Source organism: Sphingorhabdus sp. (assembly GCF_023910635.1).
GTDB lineage: Bacteria > Pseudomonadota > Alphaproteobacteria > Sphingomonadales > Sphingomonadaceae > Sphingorhabdus_B.
Genome location: NZ_JAAVVZ010000008.1, coordinates 41,679 through 66,529, shown reverse-complemented (window position 1 = coordinate 66,529; position 24,851 = coordinate 41,679). Strand labels below are relative to the sequence as shown.

Below are 24,851 nucleotides of genomic sequence, written 5' to 3'. Positions count from 1 at the left end.
CCATGTAGGCGGAGCCATTGGCAGACTCAATGTCATTCCGGCAGATACAGCGTCTTTAGCTTACCCACCGTCATTCCCGCGCAGGCGGACCGATAGGCATATTCTTCGTCATCCCCGCGAAGGCGGGGATCCAACTCCGGAGCTCTAAGGGAGCAATTACCGGGTCAGGATGATGATATGGCGGGAGTTGGGTTCCCGCCTACGCGGGAATGACGAGGTTTGGCGACGTAGGCTTAGGTCCCGACCCTAGTTCAGGGCCGCAATCGACTGATCGATCAACGCGGCATCGGCCTTTGCGTCATGATGCGCAGCGATAAGTTGCGCAGCGGCGGCCGCAGCAGCCGTGGCCGCAGTCTTACGCACATCGGCAATCGCCGCGCGTTCGGCGGCAGCGATTTTGTCTTCGGCAGCTTGCGCACGGCGGCCAATCAACGCGGTTGCGTCGGACTTGGCGCGCGATACGATCAACTTGGCTTCTTCTTCCGCCGCAGCCTTCATCGCTTCGGCGTCAATCGCCGCTTGCTTGGCCTTGGCTTCATATTCGACCTTGATGGCTTCCGCTTCGGCCCGCAGAGCTGTCGCCTGATCCAACTGCTGCTTGATACCCGCAATCTGTTTGTCCAACGCACCTGCGATCATGGCAGGAACCTTTTTCCAGATAGCCAGCGCCAGCACCACCAACATCGCCAAAGCGACGAGCATCGTTGCGTCAAAGCCAAGCGCCGATGGTGTGGCATGTTCGCTGGCCGGTGCTGTCTCAGTGCCCGAATGGGTCACAGGGACGGCGTCTTCCTCCAACATATCAAGTGCCTTTTCGGCTTCCTGCAATTTGCCTGCCGGTGCTGCCATATTGCTTGCGGGTGCCGCGACGGTGGCCGCTTCGGTTGCAACTGTGGGATTAGCCATGCGACATTACCGCCTTCACTGCTGTTGCGGCTTGCGCAGGTGTGACCTTGGCGCCGGAAACCTTAGCAACGATATCAGCCGCAGCGTCTGCTGCAACGGCCTCAATGCCCGCTAATGCTTTGGCTGTCGCCTTGGACAATGCTGCTTCAGCCGCAGCGACCTTTATGCTGACTTCGGCATCGGCCTTCGCCAGACGCGCATCGGCGTCTTTGGCGGCCTTCGCCTTAGCAGCGGAGGATTTGGCTTGCGCCTCGTTTCGTGCCGCCGTCAGGTCGGCAGCACCGCTGTCGCCCAGATTGTCGGCCTCTGCCCGCGCACGCTCGGCTGCCGCAAGGTCGTCCGCAATCTTACGATCGCGCGCGTCCATGCTCGCTTCAATTTTTGGCAACATGCCATGACCGATCGTAAAATAGATCAAGCCAAAGACAATGAGCAGCCAAAAAAACTGCGATGCATAGGTTTCAAGGATCTGACTAATCTGGGGCATGTTACGCGCTTGTCCTTATGAAAGAGTGCCCCGGCGGTTGCCGGGGCGAAACCGTCAATTAGGCAACGAAGATCAGGATCATCGCAACAACGAACGCAAGCAGACCGAGAAGTTCGGCGGCTGCGAAGCCGATGAACAAACGACCCTGCTGACCGTCTGCTGCTGCAGGATTACGCAAAGCGCCCTGAAGAAACGAACCGAAAACGTTGCCAACACCACCAGCGGCGAGGCCGGCACCAATTGCTGCAAGACCTGCACCGATCAATTTTGCTGCTTCTGCGTCCATGATAATAACTCCTGTCAAAAATACATATGGGTAGTCGAAAAAACTCAGTGCAAATTGACCGCGTCGTTGATGTACAACGAAGTCAAAAGTGCAAATACATAAGCCTGAATGGCGCATACCAGCAGCTCAAGGAGCGTGATACCAATCATCAGGATAAAAGAAGGAATGCTCACCACCAATGGCACCCACGCAGCTTCTGCGTTCAGGCCGTTAATGACGAAGCCCGCCAAGACCTTCATCAACACATGCCCCGCTGTCATGGCGACAAAAAGACGAAGCGCGAGGCTGAAGGGACGGATAAGGAAAGAAAACAGTTCGATCAGCGGGATGAGCCACAGCAACCACCAAGGTGTGCCATGTGGCACAAACAGGCTGAAAAAGTGTAGGCCATGCTTCCAAAAACCAACAATCAGAACGGTACCAAAGCTGATGACAGCAAGCACGGCGGTGATGGTCAGGTGGCTGGTCACAGTGAACGGGTGTACACCGGGGACGATACCAAATGGCATCATGCCCATGAAATTTGCTATCAGAATGAACATGAACAGCGAGAACACCAAAGGCACATATTTCTTGCCTTCGGGACCAACGCTTGAGGTCAGCATATTGTTGACGAAGCCGGTTACGCCTTCAACCGCCATCTGCCAGCGACCGGGAACCAGGTCACGCTTCATTCCGCCCCACATGAACAGCCACAAGGCGCCCAATACGAGGATCATGAACAACGAAGAGTTTGTGAAGGAGACGTCGTATCCAGCGATATCGAGCTGCGCGAGCGGCTCAATCTGGAACTGGTACATCGGATCGATTTTGCCGCTTTCGCCTGCCACGTTCACTACCCTGTTTTTTCCACACCCAAGCGCATTCGCGTGGGCATATTATACGACGCAAGCGCCCAGATTATTCCGGACGCTCCCCTGAGATCTTTATAATGTTCCTGAAGGCGACTGCGATGCCCAAAAACATGCAGACCAACAGAAGCGCAGGCGAAGTACCCAAGAAGCGGTCAAATAACCACCCAACCAGTGCACCACCAGCAGGACCAGCGATCAGCTCAGTTAAAACCCTGTTCCCTTGCCGCATTCCTTTGGCTGGAACCTGATCTTTACCTGCGCGTTCTGCTTCGGCTTTCCGCGCCGCTTTCAGCTGCATGTCTAACGAATCGAGCCGAGCGTCACTTTTGCCTTTGCCATCCTGCCCGGAATTGTCCGACGTCATGTGATTGCATCCTCTTTAACAAAGGGAACCACCACGAAATCGGGGCAACCCCGCCTAGGCATCGGCGCTTTAGGAGAGCGTCTGCGCCAAGTCAACAGCGCGCCTGCAAGAATGTTGCGACGCAATAGAAAAGGCCGCAGCATCTCTGCCGCGGCCTATCCAAACTATGTTGGCAGTCTCACCGCGGACAGCGCGGGTCCAGTTCGGGCGCGCTTCCGTCACGGGTTTTCCACTGCCCCGACGGCGTCTGGTATTTTTCGCCAGCGACCATACGTTCTGCAATCAGGCGGCAGCCCGTACGCAAGGCCATTTCCTCAACTGTTGCGCCGTTTGCTAGGGCCTCTTTTGAATACACGGCCTTGCGCTTAATATTGATATCCTCGACCAACGCACGAACCGACGACGAGGGCGGAACAACAAAGCCCAGATAACCGTCTGATTTTTCGCCGACCTGCCCGCTTTCCCGCGCGCTTTGATAGGCTGGGTCCCGGCCCGACTGGAAGGCCATCGCGCTTGTTGCGGTGACACCCAGCAATACCGCCGCGATGATCATTTCAACAGAATCTCTCATCAAAATACTCCCGGGTTATTTTCAATCACTTTTTCGGACGCCGCAGACAGCTTGTACAATATTTCCTGCCGGATTGCGATGTTGAGGTTGATGACGATTGGCTTGTCAGGCGCGGTAACTTGCACGCATCCTGTCAAAACTGACGCCATCAACGGCACGAACAAGAGGATCGTTTTTCCCATGTTGGAACGAATCGCATTATCCGTGCGGTTCGTCAATTGATCGCGGTTTTGCGCCATGTTCGCTTTCCCTATGCTGAATGGTTCATTCATGTGTTGGTTTTTCTTTAGTTTCTGCGGACTCCGTTTTCGCGTTCTGCTTTCTCTGCGCGTCGAGCAAAGATTTCAGATCGCGGTCCGCCGCATAGTTGGCGTCATAAAGCCCACGGATAGAGCCAATGAGCTTCATGAATTCCGCAGTCACACTGACGTTGAATTTGATTGGTATACGCGCCAGTTGCCGCGTGATGAAGTTGCGTTTTGCCAATGCGCCCTGTTGCACACCCGTAAAGCTTATATCGGTCACGATTTCCCCGCCAAGGTCGCCCTCCACGTCAATGGTCAAACTGGAATAGCGTATAGAGCGCAAGGCGTTAAAGGCATAGTTGGCGAACATACCCATATCTTCATAGGCAAGTTCACCGAGATAGCTGACCTCCCCGCCGCCAGCACGCGACACCAGAGCGCCGCCGACAATCCGGCCGCCATCTTGGTTGAAAACCATGGGCAAGGTCCCGTCAAACACGCCGGTGACGCGCAGATTCTGGAAATCATATCCAGCCAGCAGCTTTTCCGCATCAACGCCAATGGCGCGGAAGGTCAGGCGGCGTTCGGACTCAACCCCGAAATCGAGGACAGTTGGCTCAAGCACCAATTCTCCGCCCGCAAATGGCCAGCGACCCGATTCAATCGCGACCTGCCGATTGGGCAGCAATCGGTAGCTGACCGTTCCGCCTAGCGCGGTTATGCCTGGGTTAACCGACCCAAGCATCGCGATTTGGCCCGATGCGGTTTCGAGGCCCAAAAGGTCGGAAAACACGATTTCGGTCGTCAGCCCCTCAACCGGGCCGAAGGCGGCGGCCAAGTTCATATCGCGCGTGGACACGCGGCCAGTGCTGCGCACCCCATCTGTGTCCCATTCGATACGGCCATCGCCCGAGACGCTGCCATCGACATTGGCGGCGACGCCCAAGACAAGCGCCGTGAGCAGGTCGGGTTGAAAGCCTTCATGGAAGCGCAGGTCATCCACCGCGAGCAAGGCGCGTCCGTTGCTATTGCTGAAGTCATGGCGGATATCGACATCCGACACGCGGGTGCCAGTTGTGGGTTCAACCAAATGGCCGGCCGCGGTAATGATGCTGTTTTCCAGCGACAGCAGCATATCGGGCACCAGCATGGGCATGAACCGGTCAACCTGATCCGCATCCAACACATTCAGCCGCGCGTTGAGGGTGAGAGTCCCGGCAAGGTAGCGCCATTCGCCCGACGCCGCGTCAATCAGCAACGGCACGTTGCCAATCTGCCCCGCGCCGCCCGTAAGCACACCGTAAGCGCCGCCTTGGTCAAATCTGCCATCAAGGCTGGCGATGTTGAAAACAGAGCGCGCGTCCGGTTGGCCGAGCTCGACGACCACATCTTTGGCTGCAAAACCATCGGCAAGGCTGAAGCGGACATTGCTGCCGCGCGCAGCGAGGGGTGCGCCACCAAGCGTGCCCAAAGCGTTGAAGCCTGCAAGTTTGGTGGCAAAGCGAAGTTTACCTTGGCGCAAGGCGAGCATCGGGCGGCCAGCATCAGGGCAAAGCCGGAGCGATTGGCCGCGTAACATAAGGCTCGACATGCTCAACGCGTCAAATCGGACATTCTGGCAGCTGTCATACAAGGTGAAAGCCCCAGCATTATAACGACCCGATATCGGGATGTTCAGGCCAGTGACGAATCCACCCGGCAACGGCCCAGACATCCGCGCCTGTCCGGCAAAGCGCCATGCGCCATTGGGGACACCATTAAAGGCAAGTTTGGGCACTGTAAGCTTCGCCCCGCCAGAGGCATAAGGCGCAATAACCAGATTGCCGGACCAGTTCTGACCCGATTGCGCGAGCGAAAGGGTGGTAGCGGGCACATTGGGTCCGGACAGCGCCAATTGCGCAGGCGCATCCAGTCGCCATCCGGTCGCGGTTCCCGTCACGCCAAAAGAGCCATTTTGTCGCACACGCACACCTGATGCACTGGTGAACGCAAGGTCCGCGATGCTTGTCCCACGCCGACCCTGAAAATCCTGATAGCTATCAAAATCGAGGCTGGCGGAAAATTGATCGCCAGCGCGTTCGAGCACGGGTGCCATACGCGCGATTATGGGGCCAACTGGTGTGTCCTTCGTTTGTGCGGCCAGGTCACGAAGGCCCGTGATTGTGCCGCGATCAAATGCGCCGCCGGTGATGGAGGCATCGCCACGGGCAGACAAAGCCATATCGCCGTCTATGAGACCCGCCGTTCCTTTAGCCGCCAAAGCCAACCGGCGCGCCGACAGAGGGGCGGAACGCAATGAACCCTTAACCATGGCAAAGTCGAAATTGGTGCGTGCCAATTTGCCATCAACCGACAGCTTGCCGGATATGCCCCGCAACTGAACTTGCGATATTCTGAGCGCATCTGCCGCATAAGCGAAAGTGCCGTCCCAAGCATCAAGGCGTTCAGACAGCTTGAGATTGGCCTCAAAACGCGGCGCGACGAGCGCGATGCCCGCTTCGCTGCATGTTGCTTTGGTGGACGTCATTGGCCCGATTAAACGTGGCTCACGCCATTCGAGCAGCAGCTTGCCATCAAATTTCATGTCCGCCGCGCTGCATCCCGCCGCCTTCACAACCGGTGCGCGTAGCGACAGATCACCAGCAAAACGGTTCCGCAGCAGGCCGCTGCCATTGAGGCTAGCACCGATAACACCCCATGGTGTATCAATCCGCGCGCGGGCGTTTTTGATGGTTACCGCGATATCGGGCCACTCAAACGGCTCGGCGGACTTAGGGTCGCGGAATTTGTCGAGTTCACCGAAGGACAATGTGCCATCGGCATAACGTCCGCGCAGAATGACGCCGTCCGCATGCACGTCGCGCACAGTTGCCCCGGCGAAGTTCAGGGCCACATTGATTTCGACCAGCTTTGCGGTCAGGTCGGGGCGTGCCGGATCGCCGATAACAAGGTTGCGGATACGCTGGGTGCGCAAACCGATCGTGTCAATTTTGTAGCTTGCTTTGATACCCCGCTCTGCAAACGCATTTTGCACAAAACGGTCGGCGATAGTGTTGCGCTGGGCCCATGCGAACAGCAACAACAGCGCAAGCAAGATGCCGACGCCGCCGAAAATGCGCCGCTTCCACTGTGCGCCTCTATCGGGTTGCACATCGACATCGCCCGTCGGTGTTTCGTCGGCAGCATCCTGCATGCCACTCAAATGCGGGAAAGGCCGACTGGTTGCAACGCCATTTGCATGATGCGACTTGCGTCCGACGCAAAAATAACAGAAAAGAACTATATCACAACAGGATAGACGTGATGACAGATATTGCGGACAAGACGGAACATCATGGCACGGGCCACCGCGCGCGTTTGCGTAAGCGTTTGTTGGAGAAAAATGGCGAGAGCCTGCACGATCATGAATTGATCGAATATCTCCTCGCGCTCGCCATTCCACGCCGAGATACCAAGCAGATCGCGAAGGATTTGATTCACCGTTACGGCAGCCTATCGGCCTTGCTGACCGCAGACGCCGACAGTATTTTGCAAGAAAAATGGATGGGCGAAACCAGCGTTGCGGCGTTGAAGATAGTCCAAGTGGCGGCGCTTCGCCTGCTCAGCGAACCCGTGCGCGAACTGCCGATCCTGTCGTCGTGGCAATCTTTGCTCGATTATCTGCGCGCCGATATGGCGCATCTGACGATTGAGCGCGTGCGCACGCTGTATCTGAACAGCAAAAACATGCTGATCCGCGATGAAGTGGCGAGCGAGGGTTCCGTCGACCAAGCCGCCATTTACACCCGCGAAGTTATACGCCGCGCGATGGACCTTGGCGCGGCAGCGATTATTCTTGTGCACAACCATCCCAGCGGGGACAGCGCCCCCAGCCGGCAAGATATCGCGATGACGCGCGATATTGCGGATGCGGGCAAGAAGTTTGGTATAGCCGTGCACGACCACATCATCATTGGCAAAAACGGTTTCAGCAGCATGCGCAGCTCGGGGCTTATTTAGGGTCAGGACCACTTAAATCCACCATCGCGGCGTCAAAATGGCCTCAAACCGCGAAGGTGGATTTAAGTGGTCCTGACCCTAGGGGTGGCAAAATGGCGGCCGCTCCCGCATAGCGACAAAATGCCATCCCCTACTCCCGTTAAGAAATCCATTGGTCCGCGTGAGCTGACCGTTATGATGTCGTCGCTTATGGCGCTCAATGCGTTGGCCATTGACACGATGTTGCCCGCCTTCCCCGCTATGGTGCGCGGCCTTAGCCTCGCCGAGCCGAACCAGATTCAATATATCATCTCGACCTTTCTGGCTGGCACGGGAATCGGTGCGCTCATTTACGGTCCATTGTCCGACCGTTATGGGCGAAAGCCGATATTGTTGATTGCAGTTATGGGTTCGGCGATAGCTTCGCTGGCCTGTTCCTTTGCGCCTGATTTTGAAATCATGCTTGTCATGCGCTTTATCCATGGGCTTTTGGCGGCAGCCATGGGCGTTCTCGTGATTTCGGTCATCAGGGACCAGTTTGAAGGCGACGCCATGGCGCGGCGCATGTCGACCATCTTCCTCATCTTTATGATCGTGCCAATTATTGCGCCGACAATTGGCCAGTTGGTGTTGCTTTTCGCGGGCTGGCGGGTGATTTTTGACCTGATGGCGGTCATGGCCGTCGCCGCCGCTATCTGGGTTTATCTGCGCTTGCCCGAAACATTGGCACCCGAAAATGTCATTCCTATTCAGCCCAAGGCGCTCGCTAAGGCGTGGAAGATTGTTGTCCTCAACCGCAACGCTGCGGGCTATATGATTGGCGCTGGCGTCACGCAGGGCGCTTTGTTCGGCTATCTCAACAGTTCGCAGCAGATGTTTGACAAGGTGTTCAACGCTGCGGATTTCTTCACCATTGGCTTTGCGATCATCGCCATTGGTATCGCGGTGTCCAACTTCACCAATTCGCGCATCGTTGAACGCTTTGGCGCGCGCCGTGTGTCGCAGACCGCTTTGTTAACCTTTATCGCATTGGGCGCGTTGCAACTGCTTGCGGCGCGTTATGCACCAACGTCCTTGCCGATCTTCCTGATATTGCTGACCGGTAACATGGCGATGATCGGTTTCATCGGCTCCAACTTCTCGTCGATTGCGATGACCCCCTTTGGCCATGTCGCAGGTGCGGCCTCGTCATTTCAGACCTTCGTGCGCACGGCGCTTGCGGCATCGCTTGGTGCATTTATCGGGCAGCAGTTTGACGGCACGGTATATCCGGTGGCGCTAGGTTTCCTGTGCTGCGGGCTGGTCGCACTTGGCCTTGTGTTGTGGTGTGAAAAGGGGAAGCTGTTTACCCGGCCTGGAACCACATTGCCCCTGCCCGTCACCCCGCGCAATTAAGGCAAAGAAAAGGGGCACCGAAGCGCCCCTGTCCTATTGTTATTTGGCAACCCATTTACGAAATTGGCGGTACCGAAGTGGGCGGCAAATCGCTGTCCAGTTCATGGACTTCAAACAACCCTTGGCCGACATGGCTCCGGCGGCGGCTGTATAGGAAATAAACGACCAGCCCAATCAACGTCCATCCAAGGAACATAAGCTCCGTATATCCCGAAAGTTGGAAAAACAGGAATACGCAACCTGCTGCGGCCAATGGGCACACCAAAAAGTATACGGGTGTACGAAACGGCCGTTTGCGATCAGGGTTTGTGCGGCGCAAAATCATGACACCCACCGCAACGGTGAAGAATGCGAACAAGGTGCCAGAGTTTGAAATGTCGGCCAACTTGCCCACAGGGAAAAGCGCCGCAAACAATGCCACGAATACACCCGTGCACATAGTTACGACATGCGGCGTTCCGAACTTGGGATGAAGTTTGGAAAAAACGTCCGGCAGCAAGCCGTCACGCGCCATCACAAAAAAGATGCGGGTTTGGCCAAACATCATCATCAAGATAACCGAGGGCAATGCAATGGCGGCTGAAATAGCGACGAGCTTTCCTGCCCAGCCGTGACCAATTTCGTTGAGCACGAAGGCCAAAGCTTCTTTCGATTGTGACAGCTCACCACCCGGTTGCGCCCCAACAGCGCCCGTAGCACCAGCTGCAACCAGCATGTAGATGATGGTGCAAATCGCCAGCGAACCGATCAAGCCGATCGGGATATTCCGCTGCGGATTGATTGTTTCTTCTGCTGCTGTCGAAACGGCGTCGAAACCAACATAGGCGAAGAAAATAGAGGCTGCCGCAGCCGCAACGCCGACTGTGACCATGTTATTCGTAATCGGATCGACCACTTCCTTCGCAAAAAAACCGTTCGGGCTAAATGGCTGGAAGTTTTCTGCGTTCATTGCGGGCAGTGCCAACACCAAAAAGAGTATGAGGGCCGCTACCTTGATGGCTACCAAGATCGCGTTAAAGCGCGCACTTTCTTTGGTTCCAATCAACAATAACGCCATGCACAATAAAGCGATGAGCATAGCGGGAACATTGATAATGCCAGGGTTCGCGTCGAATGGCCCAGCAACAAAGTTATTGCCGACCTCTATCGCAAAGATGTTTTCGACCAGCCCAACCATATATCCGGACCAGCCAACCGACACAGCAGAAGCTGCGATGGCATATTCAAGTACAAGCGCCCAGCCGACAATCCATGCAATGATTTCGCCAAAAGTAGCGTAGCTATACGTATATGCAGACCCCGAAACCGGCACCATCGATGCCAATTCGGAATAGCACAACGCTGCAAGTCCGCAAACCACTGCGGCAATGACAAAACTGACCATCATAGCCGGGCCAGCTTTATTTGCAGCCTCAGCCGTTAAAACAAAAATGCCGGTGCCAATGATGGCACCGATGCCTAGCATGGTAAGCTGAAAAGCCCCCAGCGTTCGCGTGAGCGATTTCTTCTCAGCCGTAGCCAAGATCGCATCAAGCGGCTTTACGCGCCCGAATATCATATTCGTCTCCCCAAAAAAAACTCTAACGTTGACCTAAACACTCCGTGCGTCAGCGCAACATAATTTCACCGCATAAGCATGGGTCCGAGCGGTTTTCCACCAAAAATATGGACATGCAGGTGCGGAACTTCCTGATGCGCGTCCATTCCGATGTTGGCGAGCAAGCGATATCCGGGTTCCAACAGCCCCAATTCGCGCGAAAGTTGGCCGACGGCGCGGACAAATCCGGCTATTTCCGCGTCGCTGGCTTTGGCGCTGAAATCGTCCCAACTGACATAGCGACCTTTGGGAATCACCAGCACATGGACGGGTGCTTGCGGGTTGATGTCGTCAAAGGCCAGGGCCCATTCATCCTCAAACACCTTGCGGCACGGTATCTCGCCACGCAGGATTTTCGCGAAGATATTCTGGTCGTCATATTCCAAAGTCGGATCAATCGGCATGTCTCACTCCTTAGGGTCAGGACCACTTAAATCCACCTTCGCGGTTTGAGGCCATACTGTTCAGTGCAAGGCGGCAAGCGCAGGGCTTAGTGGTTCTAAGTCCAAGCTTGCCAACGCGGCAATGGACAATATGGGTCAATCCGAAGGACGTCTTGACGCCGCGAAGGTGCATTTAAGTGGTCCTGACCCTAGCTTATGTCCGCGCTGCTTTCTCGACCAAGCCGGACACGCCTTCCCTGCGGTCCAGTTCAGCGAGAACATCGTCCAGCGATACGCCCACATCACGCAGCAAAATCATTAAGTGAAAAATAAGGTCCGCCGCTTCCGCCGTCACATGCTGTGCATCGCCCGACAGCGCTGCGATAATTGTCTCAGTCGCTTCTTCGCCCACCTTTTGCGCGATTTTGCCGCGGCCTTTGGCGAATAAAGATGCGACATAGCTGCTGTCAGGGGCGGCGTCCGCGCGCTGGGCAATGGTGTGTTCGAGCCGTATGAGTGTATCGCGCATCAAATATCTTTCTGTAAGGCGACGACCATGGCCTTGTCCTCAGCAGGGATCAAGCCTTCGAGGACGCGCCAAAAGCCTGTGACGGATTCCTGACCCGCCGCAGCATAAGCGGACGCCAGGCTGTTACGCAACGCATCAAACAATTGCGCTTCGAACTGAATGCCCTCGGGCGTGAGTCGCAAGAGTTTCTGACGCCGGTCGACATTCCCCACACGCGTTTCCACAAGCCCCCTGTCCCCCAAATCGGTAAGGACGCGGCCAAGCGATTGTTTAGTGATAGCGAGGATTTTAAGTAACGCGCTGATCGGCAGGTCGGGCTGGCGCGCAATGAAATATAGCGCCCGATGGTGCGCGCGGCCAAGGCCATGTTCCGCCAGCCCTTCGTCAATTGCGCGGGTAAGCCGCGTATATCCAAAGAACAAAAGCTCAACCCCGCGCCGCACTTCATTTTCACGAAGGAACAAAGGTGACGCGGTCGGGGTGACAGACATAGAAGATGGGACAGCCATATTGACGTATCTTGGCCTAGCCCATAGGACAGTGCAAGACCCTAATGAATGAGAGCATCGATGAACGCTGGCGCATTTCCTTTTGAGGCAAACCCGAATCCTGTTGATCCTACCGAACGCGCGGCTCGGCTGGTCGACCCCGCTTTTGGCCGGGTGTTCACCGACCATATGGTGACGATTCGGTATTCGGACGACAAGGGCTGGCATGACGCAAAGGTCGGGCCACGCGGTCCGCTGACGCTCGACCCTGCGACAGCCGTTTTACATTATGCGCAAGAGATTTTTGAAGGGCTTAAGGCCTATCGCCTTGCCGACGGCGGGATGGCCTTGTTCCGCCCCGAACAAAATGCCCGCCGTTTTCAACGCTCGGCAAAGCGCTTGGCCATGCCTGAATTGCCCGAAGAGATGTTCCTGCAAGCATGCAAGCAATTGGTTGATGTCGATAAGGACTGGTTTCCACCTGTTGACGGCGGCTCCATTTATCTGCGCCCATTCATGATCGCGAGCGAAGTGTTTCTGGGCGTGAAGCCATCCGCAGAATATCTGTTCATGGTCATTGCGTCTGCGGCAGGCAATTATTTCAAAAGCGGCGCGCCCGCAATTTCGATCTGGGTATCCGAACAATATACGCGCGCGGCACCCGGCGGCACGGGCGCGGCAAAATGCGGGGGCAATTATGCCGCCAGCCTCGTCGCACAATCCGAAGCCATTAAGCAAGGTTGCGACCAAGTCGTGTTTCTCGACGCAGCCGAACATCGCTGGGTGGAGGAACTGGGCGGCATGAACCTGTTTTTCCTGTTCGATGACGGGTCGATAATCACACCGCCAGCCGACGGTACAATATTGGAAGGCATCACCCGCGATTCCGTGATGACTTTGGCGCGCGCGCAAGGGTTGAACGTGCGTGAGGAACGCTACGCCATCGACCAATGGCGGGCCGATGCGGAATCGGGGCGCTTGGTCGAAACCTTCGCCTGCGGAACGGCTGCGGTCGTCACGCCAGTTGGAAAAGTGCAGTCCGCAAAGGGCAGTTTTACCATCGGCGCAGGCGGTGCGGGGCAGATGACCCAGCAAATCCGGTCAAAACTTGTGGATATCCAACGCGGAATTGCCGCAGATGCCCATGGCTGGGTGCAGCGCATTGATTAAGAAGTTGCGCAATAAGATTCCCGCGATATAAGCCGCCCGACTTGGCCAGATTACTGGCTTGCTGGGGCGTCGCCAAGCGGTAAGGCAGCGGCTTTTGATGCCGCCATTCGCAGGTTCGATCCCTGCCGCCCCAGCCATTTATGCACATACTGCGCATCTAGGGTCAGGACCTATTAAATCCACCTTCGCGGCGTCAAAATGGCAAAGATATCGAAGGAAAATGTCCGCCGCAGGCAGTCATTCTGCCTGCAAGGGCATTTTGTTTCGAGATCGAAGCCATTTTGGCGTCCTTCGGATTTGACCCATACTGTCCATTGCCACGTTGACAAAGCTAGACTTAGACCCACTAAGTCCTGCGCTTGCCGCCTCGCACTGAACAGTATGGCCTCAAACCGCGAAGGTGGATTTAATAGGTCCTGACCCTAACACTTCCAGAATTTTTGTAAAATTGTGTAAATTTTTGTAAAACTTTTTACACTATCTAGTAACTTAGTAATATATCGTTAGATACATCCCATCGCCGTGATACCGGCGGGCTACTGAGGGGTGGTGCTGGGATGAAAGTGTTTATTGCCGACTATGGCGTGGATGTTGTCGATTATCTTAAACAGATAGTCGAAGACTTAGGATATGTTGCCGTCGGTTGCACCGACAAGAATAGTTTTACGGAGATTTTGTCGCGGGAAGTATTTGACCTCGTCATCTTGGATTGGAATGTTCGCGCCGGGGACAATATGTCCCTGCTTGCTTGGATGAATAAGTCTTTGTCCACACGACCTCCGGTTATCATGATGGCGAAACGGTCTGCCAAGCGCGATATTACAGAAGCCTTACATGCCGGCGCTGAGGATTACATCACTAAGCCAGAAAGCCGTAATGTTATTGCTGCACGGATCAACGCTTTGCTGCGCGGCAATGCGGCAGGGGGCGCATTTGATACTGAAGTCATATACGGCGCCTACAAAATGGACCGGCTCGAGCAGAGCGTTACAATCCATGGACAGACCGTCGTTTTGACCGCCAAGGAATTTGAATTGGCGGAAATGTTTTTCAAAAACACAGACCGGACCTTGTCGCGGCATTATATTATGCAAACCATTTGGCGGACGACGGCATCGCTCGCGACACGCACGTTAGACATGCACATTTCGAGGGTGCGGGCGAAGTTGGCTTTGCGTCCCGAAAACGGCTTCCGGATTTCCACGGTTTTCGGGTACGGATACCGTCTTGAATCTGCGCATTAAGAAGTAAGCAGTAAAACGGGAGCGTTACAAAAAGGCCGCTTTAGGCGGCCTTTTTCGCGCGCTCCGCCATTTCCTGATTCAGCATTTCGGCCAAAAGAAACGCCAGTTCAAGCGACTGCGCCGCGTTCAGGCGTGGGTCGCAATGTGTGTGATACCGATCTGCCAGACCTTCATCAGTCACGGCAACTGCCCCGCCAGTACACTCGGTGACATTCTGCCCCGTCATTTCGATATGGATACCGCCGCCAAAGCTTCCCTCGGCGCGGTGCACAGCAAAGAAGCCGCGCACTTCAGCTAAGATACGTTCAAACGGGCGCGTTTTATATCCGCTAGCTGATTTGACGACGTTGCCATGCATCGGGTCACAGGACCAGATGACGGGATGTCCTTCACGTTGCACGGCGCGCACCAAATTCGGGAGCCCAGTTTCTACCTTGTCATAGCCGTAACGCGAGATCAAAGTGATCCGCCCTGCCTCACGCGCTGGGTTCAGCGTATCGAGCATCCGCAACAATGCATCGGGTTCAAGGCTTGGGCCACATTTCACGCCAATGGGGTTGCCGATACCGCGCAAAAATTCGACATGGGCCGACCCCTCGAACCGCGTCCGATCACCAATCCACAAGAAATGCGCTGACGTATCATACCAGCCGCCGGTCAGGCTGTCCTGACGAGTCATCGCTTGCTCATAAGGCAGCAACAAGGCTTCATGGCTGGTGTAAAAGCTCGTTCCCTTAATTTGCGGCACTGTCTCGGGCGTAATGCCGCACGCTTCCATAAAGGCCAGCGCCTCGCTGATACGATCTGCGGTTTCTTTATATTTCTGTGCCCATGGCGAACGGCCCATATAATCATGCGTCCAGGCGTTGACCTGCTGCAGATTGGCGTAACCACCGCTGGAAAAGGCGCGCAGCAGGTTCAATGTTGATGCCGCCTGGCTATAGGCGCGGATCATACGCGCCGGGTCTGGCTCACGTCCCTCGGCAACAAATTCAATATCATTGATGATGTCCCCGAAATAGCTTGGCAGCTCAACGCCGTTTATTGTTTCGGTTGGTGTCGAGCGCGGCTTGGCAAATTGTCCCGCCATGCGCCCAAGTTTGACCACAGGTAACTTGCCCGCGAAGGTCAGCACGACCGCCATTTGCAAGATCACGCGGAAAGTATCGCGGATGTTATTCGGATGAAATTCGGCAAAGCTTTCGGCGCAGTCGCCGCCTTGAAGCAGAAACGCCTTACCTTCCGCTACTTTCGCAAGATCGGTAGTAAGGTTTCGCGCTTCGCCTGCAAAAACCAGCGGCGGATAATTACGCAGCGTGTTTTCGGTGGCCGACAACGCGGCAGCATCCTTGTAAACAGGCATGTGAATGCCCGTTGCGTCTCTCCAGCTTTCAGGCGTCCAATTCGTCGCCATGGGTCATACTCCAACAATAATCGAATAAAATTTGCGCCCTTTAGGCGTAACATGTTGTCGGTAGCAAGTGTTAGCGCCTAATTTCCGCTGGTTTCGCAAAATGCAACCAAGCTGGCGTCGTTTGCTACATTGGTACCCAAATTGCCTGTTGGCAATTGATTGGAAAGACGTCTATGTGGCCGCTGAATCGCCCCTGCCGTGCGCCATTTTGGTGGACGCGGCCGGAGTGAAAAGATTTCGTCGGTATTGCGGGGTCCAGTTCCGCGACGCAAAAAGGGCAGATTATGTCGACAGTCAAAAAAACAAATGGCACCGGGGAAAAACCGGTAAAAGCGCCAAAAACCGCCGTTGCAGCCGCTTTGAATGCGGATAGTACGACGTCGGGCAATATTCCTGCGGAAGACCTGCGCGATGACAACAACGATCAGGCGCCAGGCGTTCGCCGCCGCGACTTCATCCACATCGCAACCGTTAGCTTCGCTGGCGTAGGCGCTGCCGCCGTTGCAATGCCGATCATATCGCAGATGAGCGCAAGCGCTGACGTGCGGGCCTTGGCCTCTATCGATTACGACACCTCTGAAATTGACCCCGGCATGGCGGTCAAGATCAGCTGGCGCAAACAGCCTGTATTTATCCGCAACCTCACGCCTGCTGAAATCGAAGCGGCTAACAAGGTCGATGTCGGTGCATTGCGCGATCCGCAGACGCTTGCCGACCGTACGAAACCGGGCAAGGAAAACTGGCTCATCACGCTTGGCGTTTGCACCCATTTGGGCTGCGTGCCTTTGGGTGCCGCCGCTGGCGAAGTTAAAGGTGAATATGGCGGCTATTTCTGCCCTTGCCATGGTTCGCATTATGACACCGCCGCACGTATCCGGAAGGGCCCAGCCCCGACAAACCTCGTCGTTCCGGAATTCGCATTCATTTCTGACACAGTCGTTAAAATCGGTTGAGGAGCTAGAACGTAATGAGCTTCCCTTGGGCACAAGAGTATAAGCCGCAAGGCACAGTAAGTAAGTGGGTCGATGAACGCCTGCCCTTGCCGCGTCTGGTTTATAACGCAGTCGGCGCAGGTTATCCCGTGCCACGTAACCTGAATTATTTCTGGAACTTCGGTGTCCTTGCGGGCGTCGCTTTGGTTATCCAGATTGTAACCGGCATCGTCCTTGCCATGCATTATTATGCAAGCATCGACGGCGCATTCAACAGCGTTGAGCACATCATGCGCGACGTAAACGCCGGCTGGTTCTTGCGTTATGCGCATATGAACGGCGCCAGCTTCTTCTTCATCGTCGTCTACATTCACATTTTCCGGGGACTTTTCTACGGATCGTATAAAGCGCCGCGTGAAATGATCTGGCTGCTGGGCGTCACTATCTTCCTTTTGATGATGGCTACTGCGTTCATGGGCTATGTGCTTCCATGGGGCCAAATGAGCTTCTGGGGGGCGCAGGTTATCACTGGCTTCTTCTCGGCGATTCCGTTGGTAGGTGAACCATTGCGTCAATGGCTCCTCGGCGGCTTTGCGCCAGACCAAGCGGCTCTGAACCGCTTCTTCTCGCTGCACTATCTGATGCCATTCGTTATTGCTGGCGTCATCATCCTGCACATTTGGGCATTGCACATTCCAGGATCATCGAACCCGACGGGTGTTAGCATCAAGGGCGAACAGGACACAGTCCCGTTCCACCCCTATTACACCGCAAAGGACGGCTTCGGGCTTGGCATCTTCTTGATCTTCTTTGTTGCAGTGACATTCTTTGCACCAAATATGTTGGGTCACCCAGATAACTATATTCCGGCTAACCCGCTTTCGACGCCAGCGCACATCGTGCCTGAATGGTATTTCTTACCCTTCTACGCGATTTTGAAGGCGTTCACCGTCGATTTTGGTATTCCGTTCACAGGTATCATCATCGTTCCGGCCAAGCTGATGGGCGTTTTGGCGATGTTTGGTTCGATCTTGCTGTTGTTCTTCCTGCCTTGGCTGGACACATCACCAGTACGTTCGGGTCACTATCGCCCGTTGTTCCGTAAGTTCTTCTGGTTTGGCTTGATCCCGAGCTTGATTGTCCTGACCTATTGCGGTGGTAAGCCTCCGTACACACAGTGGGTCGTGCTCAGCCAGATTGCAGCGGCATATTATTTCGCCCACTTCTTGATCATCTTGCCGATAGTCTCACGCATTGAACGGCCGCTCCCGCTGCCTAATTCAATCACCGAAGCCGTCACCGGCAAACCGCTTGAAACAGCGGCTGCGTAAAACAGGGAAAGCAGTATCATGGTTCGTTTAGTTGCTTTTTTAGTAGGCCTGTTTTTCAGCGGCATGCTTTTGATTGGCCTTGGGGATACGGTTATCAAGGCCATTCAGGAACCTGCACAGCCCTCGGCTGAGTATGAGTTTCACGAAACGCCACTTGCCGTCAGCTTTGCGCATGACGGTCCGTTCGGCAAGTATGACCGTGGCCAGCTACAGCGTGGATTGAAGGTATATTCCGAAGTATGCGCGGCGTGCCACAGCCTAAAACTTGTCGCCTTCCGTGATTTCGCGGCATTGGGTTACAATGAAGACCAGGTGAAGGCACTTGCCAAGGCTTGGAAAACCGAAGTGCCGAGCATCAACCCTGAAACGGGTGAGCCGGCCTCGCGCCCTGCCATTCCTGCCGATAAAATTCCTTCGCCATTTGCGAACGAAACTGCCGCACGTGCGGCCAACAATAATGCGCTTCCGCCCGATCTTTCGCTGATCACCAAGGCGCGCGCCGATGGCACGGCCTATGTATATTCATTGTTGATGGGCTACCGCGATCAAGCGGGTTATAAGAATACAGAAGGCAAAGAGCTGCTGAAGGAATTCCCTGACGCGGCAACACCTCCTGGCCTGCACTTCAACCCATGGTTTGCAAATCTGAACATCGCTATGGCCAGCCCGATTGTGGGTGATGATCAGGTTACCTATGATGATGGCACGAAGGCCACCAAAGAGCAGATGGCGAGAGACGTTTCTGCATTCTTGGCATGGACAGCAGAGCCAAAGATGGAAAACCGCAAGAGCGCAGGTTGGGCGGCGCTCGGCTTCCTGATCATCTTCACCGTGCTTGCGTGGATGTCCTACAAAACTATCTGGGCAGACAAAAAGCATTGATAGGGTGAAACCGATTTTGGAAGGGGCCGCTTTTGCGGCCCTTTCTTTTTCAATGAGGACGTTGACGCTGTGGCCGGATAATGGCAATAGCGGCGCTCCAAACGGCCAATTGGTCCGTCGCGGGTATAGCATAGTGGTAATGCACTAGCCTTCCAAGCTAGCTAGAGGGGTTCGATTCCCCTTACCCGCTCCAATTTTCTTGCCTTACAAGCTCATTATGCCGATACGCACGGTTGCCTGTGCCATATGTTGCGCGCTAATCGGACCCTATAAGTTTTCAGCGGGGAAGTTCGTTATGCGCATTGCGCTGTATCAGCCGGATATGGCCGGAAATGTCGGAGCGGTTTTGCGCACGTCGGCCTGCTTTGGCGTCATATGCGATATCATCGAGCCTTGCGGCTTTGCCTTTTCAGAACGCGCATTGAAACGTTCAGGCATGGATTATATGGAACATGTCCAGCTTCAACGTCATGCCGACTGGTCGGCCTTTCTCGAAACTTTGGACGGCGCGCGGATCGTCTTGATGTCCAGCAAGGCGTCTACCCCGCTTCCACAATTCGCATTTCGTCCCGATGACATCATTCTCATGGGGTCGGAAAGCAAGGGGGCGCCAGCGCATGTGCATGCACGTGCCGACACGCGCGTGTACATTCCGATGGCCGCAGGATTTCGATCCTTGAACATTTCGGTATCGGCTGGCATCGCTTTGGCAGAAGGTCTTAGGCAGACCCATTCATTCCCGAAAGGCGAGAGATGACCCTGATATTAGATCAACGCCAACAGGCCGCGCGGACATGGTTCGAATCGCTTCGCGACAGCATTTGCGCGTCATTTGAAGCGATTGAGCGTGAGGCAGGGTCCGACGCGTCGTTTGAATATACCCCATGGGACCGCAACGACCATGATGGCTCCCCCGGTGGCGGCGGTGTCCGCGGGGTGATGAAGGGCAAGGTTTTCGAGAAAGTCGGCGTGAATGTGTCGACCGTCGGCGGCAGCTTCAACCCCGAATTTGCCAAAACCATTCATGGTGCTGCCGAAGACCCCAGTTTTTTCGCGACGGGTATCAGCCTCGTCGCGCACATGGCAAACCCGCATGTGCCAGCGGTGCATATGAATACGCGTTACCTGGTTACAACGAAAAGCTGGTTTGGTGGCGGTGCCGATCTTAACCCGCCTATTCCCTATGCGGAAGACACGGACGACTTCCACGCGCACCTCCGTGCGGCCTGCGCGCCTTTTGGCCCCGATGTGTATGAACGTTATCACAAATGGGCGGACGAATATTTCTGGATTCCGCACCGCAACGTCCATCGCGGCGTCGGCGGGATATTTTACGATCATCTCGAAAACACGAGCGACGCATTGTTTGAACAGAATTTCGCGTTCACCCGCGATGTCGGCAATGCCTTTCTCGACATCTTTCCAAAGCTCGTCCGCCGCCGCATGAACCAACCTTTCAGTGCCGAAGAAAAGCAGACGCAATTGCGCTGGCGTGGCCTCTATGCCGAGTTTAACTTGGTATATGACCGTGGCACGGCCTTTGGATTGAAGACCGGTGGCAATGTCGACGCGATATTGATGAGCCTGCCACCCGAAGTTGTATGGACCTGAACCCACATGGTATTTAGCCCGATTGCCCATGGCGAACTTGGCGCCATTGTAACATCGTTGGAAATGACGCGCCGTCCGCTGTTGCGGCCGCTGCCAGCGTCGGAGCTGCGGTTAGAACGATGGCAAGCGCCAACGGCAGATAGGTACCGCACGCTGTATCGCCGAATTGGCGAACCATGGCTTTGGTTCTCCCGGCTTGAGCTTAACGACACCGACCTGTTGCACATCATCCACGACCCTGCGGTGCGCATCTGGGCCGTTCTAGACCGACGCGGAATTGAGGTCGGGATATTGGAGCTTGATTTCCGGCAGGCCGGACAATGCGAGATTGCCTTTTTCGGCCTTGTGCCAGAACTGGCTGGCAAGGGTCATGGCAAATGGCTGATGGCGATGGCGCTACAGATGGGCTGGGCGGAGGCCGACGTTCAGCGGATGTGGGTGCACACATGCACGCTTGATGGTCCCCATGCGCTGGCCTTTTACCAGAGGTCCGGTTTCACCGCCTATCAACGGCAGTTGGAAACCTTCCCCGATCCACGCCTTAATGGCCTCATACCGCGCGATGCTGCGCCGCATATCCCGCTTATAGGTTAGGTGTCTGCGCGGAAAGCTGGCGGTTGACGGCGACTAACATCAATATGAAGGCCACAGCCTCCAAAGCAACAAACAGCGCCTTGACGGCGGACTCGACAATCGGGATACCATCTTCGCCAGCGATCGACTGGCAAATGGCGACGATCGCGGCATCGGCCACACCGGCGAAAATGCGCACTATGACGGCAACGAAAAGCATCAAGAACAGGATCGCCCAACCGCAATTACTTGTAACGCGCCAAGTCCGGATAACGGATTTGTTTATACCATCGCCAGCATCCTGCGTGACGACGGCGGGCAATATTGCAAAGCGGCCAGAAAGATAGAGGCCGGGTATTATCAGCAGAAAAAATCCAGCCAAGGTGGCCCAGCTAACGAGCAAGCTAGCCAGCAAATAAGGGAGGAATAATGCTGCTGCGATTCCAAAGGCATCACCCACTTTTTCCAAGCGACGACCCGACATCAGTACGTACAGCGACAGGCTGCCATATGTGTTTACCAACATCGTCGGGACAAGGACGCGCCAGTTGGCTTCGAAATAGCGGCTGATTTCCACGACAGCCTGATTCGAATTGTCCAGATTTTCAAAGATCAGCGGCGGCACGAGAAATGCCGAAATCCATGCCGACATGAAAATGAAGAAGCCTGCGATTGCCGCAATCGCCTCTTTATGCGCCGCAAGCAAAGCCCGCGCGTCAGTCCAGACAGCGCGATAATCAAGCTTCTTTGGCATAACTTCTCCTTAGGGTGTGAGGCGTAGAGGCAGACATATGCGGTGGCAAGCCGCTTGCATCATGCTAAAGGGCACATCATGATTTTGGATCACAATATCGACTGGGACATATCAACAGGCCTAATACCCTATCCAGACGCGCTAAAGCGGATGGAGGCGTTGCAGGGGGCCATCCGTGATGACAACGCAAGAGAGCTTATCTGGCTGCTGGAACACCCGCCCTTATACACCAGTGGCACCAGTGCGGACCCCGCAGAACTACTCAGCCAGCAATTTCCAGTCTATGACACGGGGCGCGGCGGGCGATACACCTACCATGGGCCAGGCCAGCGCGTTGGCTATGTCCTATTGGACCTTGCCCGCCACGGCAAGGATGTGCGCTGCTACGTCCATGCGTTGGAAGGATGGGTGATAAATGCGCTTGGCCATTTTGGTATCGAAGCCCGACGCGCCGAAGGGCGCATTGGCATTTGGTGCGACACGCAAGACGGCCAAGAGGCGAAAATCGGCGCGATTGGCGTACGCATTCGCAAATGGGTCACGATGCATGGCTTTGCTGTAAACATTGCCCCTGATCTCAAACATTTTTCCGGCATCGTGCCCTGCGGGATTTCGGAATATCCGGTGACCAGCCTCGCCGCGTTAGGTATCAACGCCTCCCTATCAGATTTTGACGCCGCTTTGCTGTCCACTTTCCCCGATTTTCTCAATAGTCTTGCGAAAGCAGATGAAAATTGTACGGTCGCGCCGACTTAGACCGACGAGGATATTATGCGCTTTTGCAATTTTACGCCTGCCCTTGCCATGATGCTGCTTTTGTCCGCATGCGGCGGTTCGAAGGAAGATAATCAGGCCACCGAAACGCGCATGGATAATCTTGACAGCCTAGAAGGCACGATCAGCGACGACATGATCAACACGGATGAAGCCATTGACGACGCGCCGGTTCAGTCTGGCACAGATGTTTCGGCGCCTGTCGCAAGCGGGGATGCTGCCCCAGCCAAAACTGATGCAGCAGACACGGCAAAAGTCGAAGCGTCCGGCGAGTCCAAGTGAGGCTAAGCAACACGCTGACGCTGCCTTGCGGGGCCGTGCTTAACAACCGCATCGCAAAGGCCGCAATGACCGAGGGACTTGCCGACCCATTGGGTCGTCCGACACCTGAATTGCAACGCCTATATGGCATTTGGTCCGATGGCGGCGCTGGCCTGCATATTTCGGGCAATATTCATATTGATGCGGACCATCTTGAGCGCCCTGGCAACGTCTTTTTTGACGGACATCCCGACGCCGAGATGATGACAGCCCTCCAATTCTGGACAAAGGCTGCGACCCGCAACGACAATCATTTCTGGGCACAGATCAGCCATGCCGGACGGCAGACGATGCGCGCGGTCAACCCGCGTCCCAAGGCACCTTCTGCGGTCAAGCTGGGGTTACCCGGTGGACAATTTGGTACACCTGTCGCCTTAACCGAGGACGAAATCCTTAACCTCATTGGCCGCTTTGGTCAGGCCGCATTGCATTGCAAAAATGGCGGATTTACTGGCGTTCAGATCCATGCCGCGCATGGCTATCTGATTTCGCAGTTCTTAAGCCCACGGTCGAACCAACGGTCGGATCGTTGGGGCGGAAGCCTTGTGAACCGCGCCCGTTTCCTGATGTTCACGATAAACACTGTGCGCACGTTGGTCGGACCCCAATTCCCCATTTCCGTCAAATTGAACAGCGCCGATTTCCAGCGCGGCGGCTTTGCCTTTGAGGACAGCCTGCAAGTGGCCCGATGGTTGCAGGATGCGGGTGTGGACCTCATCGAGATTTCGGGCGGCACCTATGAGCAACCCAAGCTGCTTGGCATTCAAGGCATGGAGGCGGAAGAATCCCAGAATGTCGCAGAAACCACGCTCTCCCGCGAAGCTTATTTTGTTGATTTCGCCCAAGCGATGAAGGCCGAGTTGAAAATACCCTTGATGGTTACAGGCGGTTTCCGCAGCGCATCGGCAATGGATCAAGCATTGCGCAACGGCGGTGCCGACGTCATCGGCCTTGCCCGGCCATTATGCGTGATGCCCGACGCGCCAAAGAGGCTGCTCGGTGGTATGGCGATGTTACCCAAGATCGAGAACCAATTGAAGCTGCTGCCTGAATGGCTTTCAAGCTTACGCAAGATCAAAATATTGCGCAGCATGGAGGGATTTGCCACGCAATATTGGTTTTACAGCCAAATCTACGCCCTCGGCCGCACGGGCCGCACAGCACCAGACGTGACGGTTTTTGCCGCGTTACGTGAAGTGGAAGCCTATCAGAAAGACTGGTTAAAGGCGTCCCGCGCCGCGAGAGCTTAATCGCCCTCGCCGGGGTCGGGGCTGAAATATTTGTCGAACTTGCCTTCTACGCCCTTAAATTCATCTGCATCGGCAGGCGGTTCACGACTTGAGGTGATGTTCGGCCATTCCGCGCTATAGGTCGTGTTCAATTCAAGCCATTGCTCAAGACCGTTTTCGGTGTCTGGCAAGATCGCTTCTGCTGGGCATTCAGGTTCGCAGACGCCGCAATCGATGCATTCATTGGGGTTGATGACGAGCATATTGTCGCCTTCATAAAAGCAATCCACCGGACACACTTCAACGCAGTCCATATATTTGCAGCGGATGCAGGCATCGGTAACGACATAAGTCACTTGCGGAAATCTCCCAAAGGCGGCGACGGCGTAGCCGTTGTAGTTTTCTGCCTATTGCGAGGCGTAGGCGGAAGTCAACGGCGGAATGCAACTGCCCATCATATTTTAGGGTCAGGACCACTTAAATCCACCTTCGCGGTTTGAGGCCATACTGTTCAGTGCAAGGCGGCAAAGCGC

At 55.3% G+C, this 24,851-nt stretch carries 28 protein-coding genes and 2 tRNA genes; 15 read left to right on the top strand and 15 right to left on the bottom strand.

Annotated elements, in window-relative coordinates:
* Positions 1-246: 246 nt before the first annotated feature.
* From HEQ34_RS06725 to HEQ34_RS06690, 8 genes are all read right to left on the bottom strand, one after another.
* Complete coding sequence (locus tag HEQ34_RS06725) at positions 247-906, bottom strand: F0F1 ATP synthase subunit B (RefSeq protein ID WP_296199002.1); 660 nt, start codon at positions 904-906, stop codon at positions 247-249.
* Complete coding sequence (locus HEQ34_RS06720) at positions 899-1,393, bottom strand: ATPase (RefSeq protein WP_296199000.1); 495 nt, start codon at positions 1,391-1,393, stop codon at positions 899-901. The genes HEQ34_RS06725 and HEQ34_RS06720 overlap by 8 nt, the downstream gene beginning before the upstream one ends.
* 58 nt (positions 1,394-1,451) lie before the next feature.
* Positions 1,452-1,679: a F0F1 ATP synthase subunit C gene (locus tag HEQ34_RS06715; protein ID WP_123153826.1), complete on the bottom strand. Its 228-nt coding sequence runs from the start codon at positions 1,677-1,679 to the stop codon at positions 1,452-1,454.
* Positions 1,680-1,723: 44 nt separating this feature from the next.
* Entirely contained in the window at positions 1,724-2,479 is a 756-nt protein-coding gene (locus tag HEQ34_RS06710) for a F0F1 ATP synthase subunit A (protein WP_296199167.1), read from the bottom strand.
* Positions 2,480-2,579: 100 nt separating this feature from the next.
* Complete coding sequence (locus HEQ34_RS06705) at positions 2,580-2,897, bottom strand: AtpZ/AtpI family protein (RefSeq protein WP_296198999.1); 318 nt, start codon at positions 2,895-2,897, stop codon at positions 2,580-2,582.
* Between the two features lie 178 nt (positions 2,898-3,075).
* Positions 3,076-3,468 carry a YdbL family protein gene (locus tag HEQ34_RS06700; RefSeq protein ID WP_296198997.1) on the bottom strand — a complete coding sequence of 131 codons (393 nt, stop codon included), beginning with the start codon at positions 3,466-3,468 and terminating at the stop codon, positions 3,076-3,078.
* Positions 3,468-3,707, bottom strand: coding sequence for a YnbE family lipoprotein (locus HEQ34_RS06695; RefSeq protein ID WP_296198994.1), 240 nt, complete (start codon positions 3,705-3,707; stop codon positions 3,468-3,470). Before HEQ34_RS06695 ends, HEQ34_RS06700 begins: the two co-directional genes overlap by 1 nt.
* Positions 3,708-3,732: 25 nt before the next feature.
* Positions 3,733-6,906, bottom strand: coding sequence for a YdbH domain-containing protein (locus HEQ34_RS06690; protein ID WP_296198992.1), 3,174 nt, complete (start codon positions 6,904-6,906; stop codon positions 3,733-3,735).
* 110 nt (positions 6,907-7,016) lie between these two features.
* Here HEQ34_RS06690 and radC point away from each other — a divergent pair, with 110 nt between their 5' ends.
* The gene (radC, locus tag HEQ34_RS06685; RefSeq protein ID WP_296198990.1) at positions 7,017-7,712 is read left to right on the top strand and encodes a DNA repair protein RadC; all 696 of its coding nucleotides are present in this window, start codon (positions 7,017-7,019) and stop codon (positions 7,710-7,712) included.
* Between the two features lie 120 nt (positions 7,713-7,832).
* Positions 7,833-9,086, top strand: a complete 1,254-nt coding sequence (locus HEQ34_RS06680; RefSeq protein ID WP_296198988.1) for a multidrug effflux MFS transporter — start codon at positions 7,833-7,835, stop codon at positions 9,084-9,086.
* Positions 9,087-9,141: 55 nt separating this feature from the next.
* On the opposite strand, the gene HEQ34_RS06675 is transcribed toward HEQ34_RS06680, so the two are convergent.
* From HEQ34_RS06675 to HEQ34_RS06660, 4 genes are all read right to left on the bottom strand, one after another.
* A complete protein-coding gene (locus HEQ34_RS06675) occupies positions 9,142-10,644 on the bottom strand; it encodes an amino acid permease (RefSeq protein ID WP_296198987.1) in 1,503 nt (500 codons plus the stop codon).
* Between the two features lie 65 nt (positions 10,645-10,709).
* Positions 10,710-11,087: a histidine triad nucleotide-binding protein gene (locus HEQ34_RS06670; protein ID WP_296198985.1), complete on the bottom strand. Its 378-nt coding sequence runs from the start codon at positions 11,085-11,087 to the stop codon at positions 10,710-10,712.
* A 193-nt stretch (positions 11,088-11,280) separates the two neighbouring features.
* Complete coding sequence (locus HEQ34_RS06665) at positions 11,281-11,595, bottom strand: phosphoribosyl-ATP diphosphatase (RefSeq protein ID WP_296198984.1); 315 nt, start codon at positions 11,593-11,595, stop codon at positions 11,281-11,283.
* Positions 11,595-12,104 (bottom strand): MarR family winged helix-turn-helix transcriptional regulator, encoded by a 510-nt coding sequence (locus tag HEQ34_RS06660; RefSeq protein WP_296198982.1) that lies wholly within the window; start codon positions 12,102-12,104, stop codon positions 11,595-11,597. Before HEQ34_RS06660 ends, HEQ34_RS06665 begins: the two co-directional genes overlap by 1 nt.
* Before the next feature lie 60 nt (positions 12,105-12,164).
* Here HEQ34_RS06660 and HEQ34_RS06655 point away from each other — a divergent pair, with 60 nt between their 5' ends.
* The 3 genes from HEQ34_RS06655 to HEQ34_RS06645 all read left to right on the top strand — a co-directional run bounded on the left by HEQ34_RS06655 (position 12,165) and on the right by HEQ34_RS06645 (position 14,497).
* Positions 12,165-13,253 (top strand): branched-chain amino acid aminotransferase, encoded by a 1,089-nt coding sequence (locus HEQ34_RS06655; protein ID WP_296199165.1) that lies wholly within the window; start codon positions 12,165-12,167, stop codon positions 13,251-13,253.
* 62 nt (positions 13,254-13,315) lie between these two features.
* Positions 13,316-13,390: transfer RNA gene (locus tag HEQ34_RS06650), tRNA-Gln, on the top strand.
* A 420-nt stretch (positions 13,391-13,810) separates the two neighbouring features.
* Positions 13,811-14,497, top strand: a complete 687-nt coding sequence (locus HEQ34_RS06645; protein ID WP_296198980.1) for a response regulator transcription factor — start codon at positions 13,811-13,813, stop codon at positions 14,495-14,497.
* Positions 14,498-14,537: 40 nt separating this feature from the next.
* Here the strand turns inward: HEQ34_RS06645 and HEQ34_RS06640 are convergent, their stop codons facing one another.
* On the bottom strand, positions 14,538-15,911 hold the full coding sequence (locus HEQ34_RS06640) for a class II 3-deoxy-7-phosphoheptulonate synthase (protein WP_296198978.1): 1,374 nt from the start codon (positions 15,909-15,911) through the stop codon (positions 14,538-14,540).
* A gap of 284 nt (positions 15,912-16,195) precedes the next feature.
* Between HEQ34_RS06640 and petA the strand changes: the two genes are divergently transcribed.
* The 7 genes from petA to HEQ34_RS06605 all read left to right on the top strand — a co-directional run bounded on the left by petA (position 16,196) and on the right by HEQ34_RS06605 (position 21,261).
* Positions 16,196-16,864, top strand: a complete 669-nt coding sequence (petA, locus tag HEQ34_RS06635) for a ubiquinol-cytochrome c reductase iron-sulfur subunit (protein ID WP_296198976.1) — start codon at positions 16,196-16,198, stop codon at positions 16,862-16,864.
* 14 nt (positions 16,865-16,878) lie between these two features.
* Positions 16,879-18,174 (top strand): cytochrome b/b6, encoded by a 1,296-nt coding sequence (locus tag HEQ34_RS06630; RefSeq protein WP_296198974.1) that lies wholly within the window; start codon positions 16,879-16,881, stop codon positions 18,172-18,174.
* A gap of 18 nt (positions 18,175-18,192) precedes the next feature.
* A complete protein-coding gene (locus HEQ34_RS06625) occupies positions 18,193-19,056 on the top strand; it encodes a cytochrome c1 (RefSeq protein ID WP_296198972.1) in 864 nt (287 codons plus the stop codon).
* A gap of 119 nt (positions 19,057-19,175) precedes the next feature.
* Positions 19,176-19,249: transfer RNA gene (locus HEQ34_RS06620), tRNA-Gly, on the top strand.
* A 102-nt stretch (positions 19,250-19,351) separates the two neighbouring features.
* Positions 19,352-19,813 (top strand): tRNA (cytidine(34)-2'-O)-methyltransferase, encoded by a 462-nt coding sequence (locus HEQ34_RS06615; protein WP_296198970.1) that lies wholly within the window; start codon positions 19,352-19,354, stop codon positions 19,811-19,813.
* Positions 19,810-20,667 (top strand): oxygen-dependent coproporphyrinogen oxidase, encoded by an 858-nt coding sequence (gene hemF, locus HEQ34_RS06610; protein ID WP_296198968.1) that lies wholly within the window; start codon positions 19,810-19,812, stop codon positions 20,665-20,667. Before HEQ34_RS06615 ends, hemF begins: the two co-directional genes overlap by 4 nt.
* A 6-nt stretch (positions 20,668-20,673) precedes the next feature.
* On the top strand, positions 20,674-21,261 hold the full coding sequence (locus HEQ34_RS06605; RefSeq protein WP_296198966.1) for a GNAT family N-acetyltransferase: 588 nt from the start codon (positions 20,674-20,676) through the stop codon (positions 21,259-21,261).
* Here the strand turns inward: HEQ34_RS06605 and HEQ34_RS06600 are convergent.
* Positions 21,251-21,994, bottom strand: a complete 744-nt coding sequence (locus HEQ34_RS06600; RefSeq protein ID WP_296198964.1) for a hypothetical protein — start codon at positions 21,992-21,994, stop codon at positions 21,251-21,253. The two genes, HEQ34_RS06605 and HEQ34_RS06600, sit on opposite strands and share 11 nt — an antisense overlap.
* A 78-nt stretch (positions 21,995-22,072) precedes the next feature.
* Here HEQ34_RS06600 and lipB point away from each other — a divergent pair, with 78 nt between their 5' ends.
* The 3 genes from lipB to HEQ34_RS06585 are packed head-to-tail and all read left to right on the top strand — an operon-like array spanning position 22,073 to position 24,339.
* On the top strand, positions 22,073-22,750 hold the full coding sequence (lipB, locus tag HEQ34_RS06595) for a lipoyl(octanoyl) transferase LipB (RefSeq protein ID WP_296198962.1): 678 nt from the start codon (positions 22,073-22,075) through the stop codon (positions 22,748-22,750).
* 15 nt (positions 22,751-22,765) lie between these two features.
* Entirely contained in the window at positions 22,766-23,050 is a 285-nt protein-coding gene (locus tag HEQ34_RS06590) for a hypothetical protein (RefSeq protein ID WP_296198960.1), read from the top strand.
* Complete coding sequence (locus HEQ34_RS06585) at positions 23,047-24,339, top strand: NADH:flavin oxidoreductase/NADH oxidase family protein (protein WP_296198957.1); 1,293 nt, start codon at positions 23,047-23,049, stop codon at positions 24,337-24,339. The genes HEQ34_RS06590 and HEQ34_RS06585 overlap by 4 nt, the downstream gene beginning before the upstream one ends.
* Here the strand turns inward: HEQ34_RS06585 and fdxA are convergent.
* Complete coding sequence (gene fdxA / locus HEQ34_RS06580; RefSeq protein WP_296198955.1) at positions 24,336-24,674, bottom strand: ferredoxin FdxA; 339 nt, start codon at positions 24,672-24,674, stop codon at positions 24,336-24,338. The genes HEQ34_RS06585 and fdxA overlap by 4 nt on opposite strands.
* Positions 24,675-24,851 lie beyond the last annotated feature (177 nt).

Coding starts and splice junctions, on each gene's coding strand:
- HEQ34_RS06665 (WP_296198984.1), bottom strand. CDS start 11,595: ATGCGCGATACACTCATACGGCTCGAACACACCATTGCCCAGCGCGCG.
- HEQ34_RS06660 (WP_296198982.1), bottom strand. CDS start 12,104: ATGGCTGTCCCATCTTCTATGTCTGTCACCCCGACCGCGTCACCTTTG.
- HEQ34_RS06640 (WP_296198978.1), bottom strand. CDS start 15,911: ATGGCGACGAATTGGACGCCTGAAAGCTGGAGAGACGCAACGGGCATT.
- HEQ34_RS06600 (WP_296198964.1), bottom strand. CDS start 21,994: ATGCCAAAGAAGCTTGATTATCGCGCTGTCTGGACTGACGCGCGGGCT.
- HEQ34_RS06645 (WP_296198980.1), top strand. CDS start 13,811: ATGAAAGTGTTTATTGCCGACTATGGCGTGGATGTTGTCGATTATCTT.
- HEQ34_RS06680 (WP_296198988.1), top strand. CDS start 7,833: ATGCCATCCCCTACTCCCGTTAAGAAATCCATTGGTCCGCGTGAGCTG.
- HEQ34_RS06720 (WP_296199000.1), bottom strand. CDS start 1,393: ATGCCCCAGATTAGTCAGATCCTTGAAACCTATGCATCGCAGTTTTTT.
- HEQ34_RS06670 (WP_296198985.1), bottom strand. CDS start 11,087: ATGCCGATTGATCCGACTTTGGAATATGACGACCAGAATATCTTCGCG.
- HEQ34_RS06700 (WP_296198997.1), bottom strand. CDS start 3,468: ATGAGAGATTCTGTTGAAATGATCATCGCGGCGGTATTGCTGGGTGTC.
- petA (WP_296198976.1), top strand. CDS start 16,196: ATGTCGACAGTCAAAAAAACAAATGGCACCGGGGAAAAACCGGTAAAA.
- hemF (WP_296198968.1), top strand. CDS start 19,810: ATGACCCTGATATTAGATCAACGCCAACAGGCCGCGCGGACATGGTTC.
- HEQ34_RS06675 (WP_296198987.1), bottom strand. CDS start 10,644: ATGATATTCGGGCGCGTAAAGCCGCTTGATGCGATCTTGGCTACGGCT.
- HEQ34_RS06590 (WP_296198960.1), top strand. CDS start 22,766: ATGCGCTTTTGCAATTTTACGCCTGCCCTTGCCATGATGCTGCTTTTG.
- radC (WP_296198990.1), top strand. CDS start 7,017: ATGACAGATATTGCGGACAAGACGGAACATCATGGCACGGGCCACCGC.
- HEQ34_RS06615 (WP_296198970.1), top strand. CDS start 19,352: ATGCGCATTGCGCTGTATCAGCCGGATATGGCCGGAAATGTCGGAGCG.
- HEQ34_RS06710 (WP_296199167.1), bottom strand. CDS start 2,479: ATGTACCAGTTCCAGATTGAGCCGCTCGCGCAGCTCGATATCGCTGGA.
- HEQ34_RS06695 (WP_296198994.1), bottom strand. CDS start 3,707: ATGGCGCAAAACCGCGATCAATTGACGAACCGCACGGATAATGCGATT.
- HEQ34_RS06705 (WP_296198999.1), bottom strand. CDS start 2,897: ATGACGTCGGACAATTCCGGGCAGGATGGCAAAGGCAAAAGTGACGCT.
- HEQ34_RS06725 (WP_296199002.1), bottom strand. CDS start 906: ATGGCTAATCCCACAGTTGCAACCGAAGCGGCCACCGTCGCGGCACCC.
- HEQ34_RS06715 (WP_123153826.1), bottom strand. CDS start 1,679: ATGGACGCAGAAGCAGCAAAATTGATCGGTGCAGGTCTTGCAGCAATT.
- HEQ34_RS06605 (WP_296198966.1), top strand. CDS start 20,674: ATGGTATTTAGCCCGATTGCCCATGGCGAACTTGGCGCCATTGTAACA.
- HEQ34_RS06630 (WP_296198974.1), top strand. CDS start 16,879: ATGAGCTTCCCTTGGGCACAAGAGTATAAGCCGCAAGGCACAGTAAGT.
- lipB (WP_296198962.1), top strand. CDS start 22,073: ATGATTTTGGATCACAATATCGACTGGGACATATCAACAGGCCTAATA.
- HEQ34_RS06625 (WP_296198972.1), top strand. CDS start 18,193: ATGGTTCGTTTAGTTGCTTTTTTAGTAGGCCTGTTTTTCAGCGGCATG.
- HEQ34_RS06655 (WP_296199165.1), top strand. CDS start 12,165: ATGAACGCTGGCGCATTTCCTTTTGAGGCAAACCCGAATCCTGTTGAT.
- HEQ34_RS06690 (WP_296198992.1), bottom strand. CDS start 6,906: ATGCAGGATGCTGCCGACGAAACACCGACGGGCGATGTCGATGTGCAA.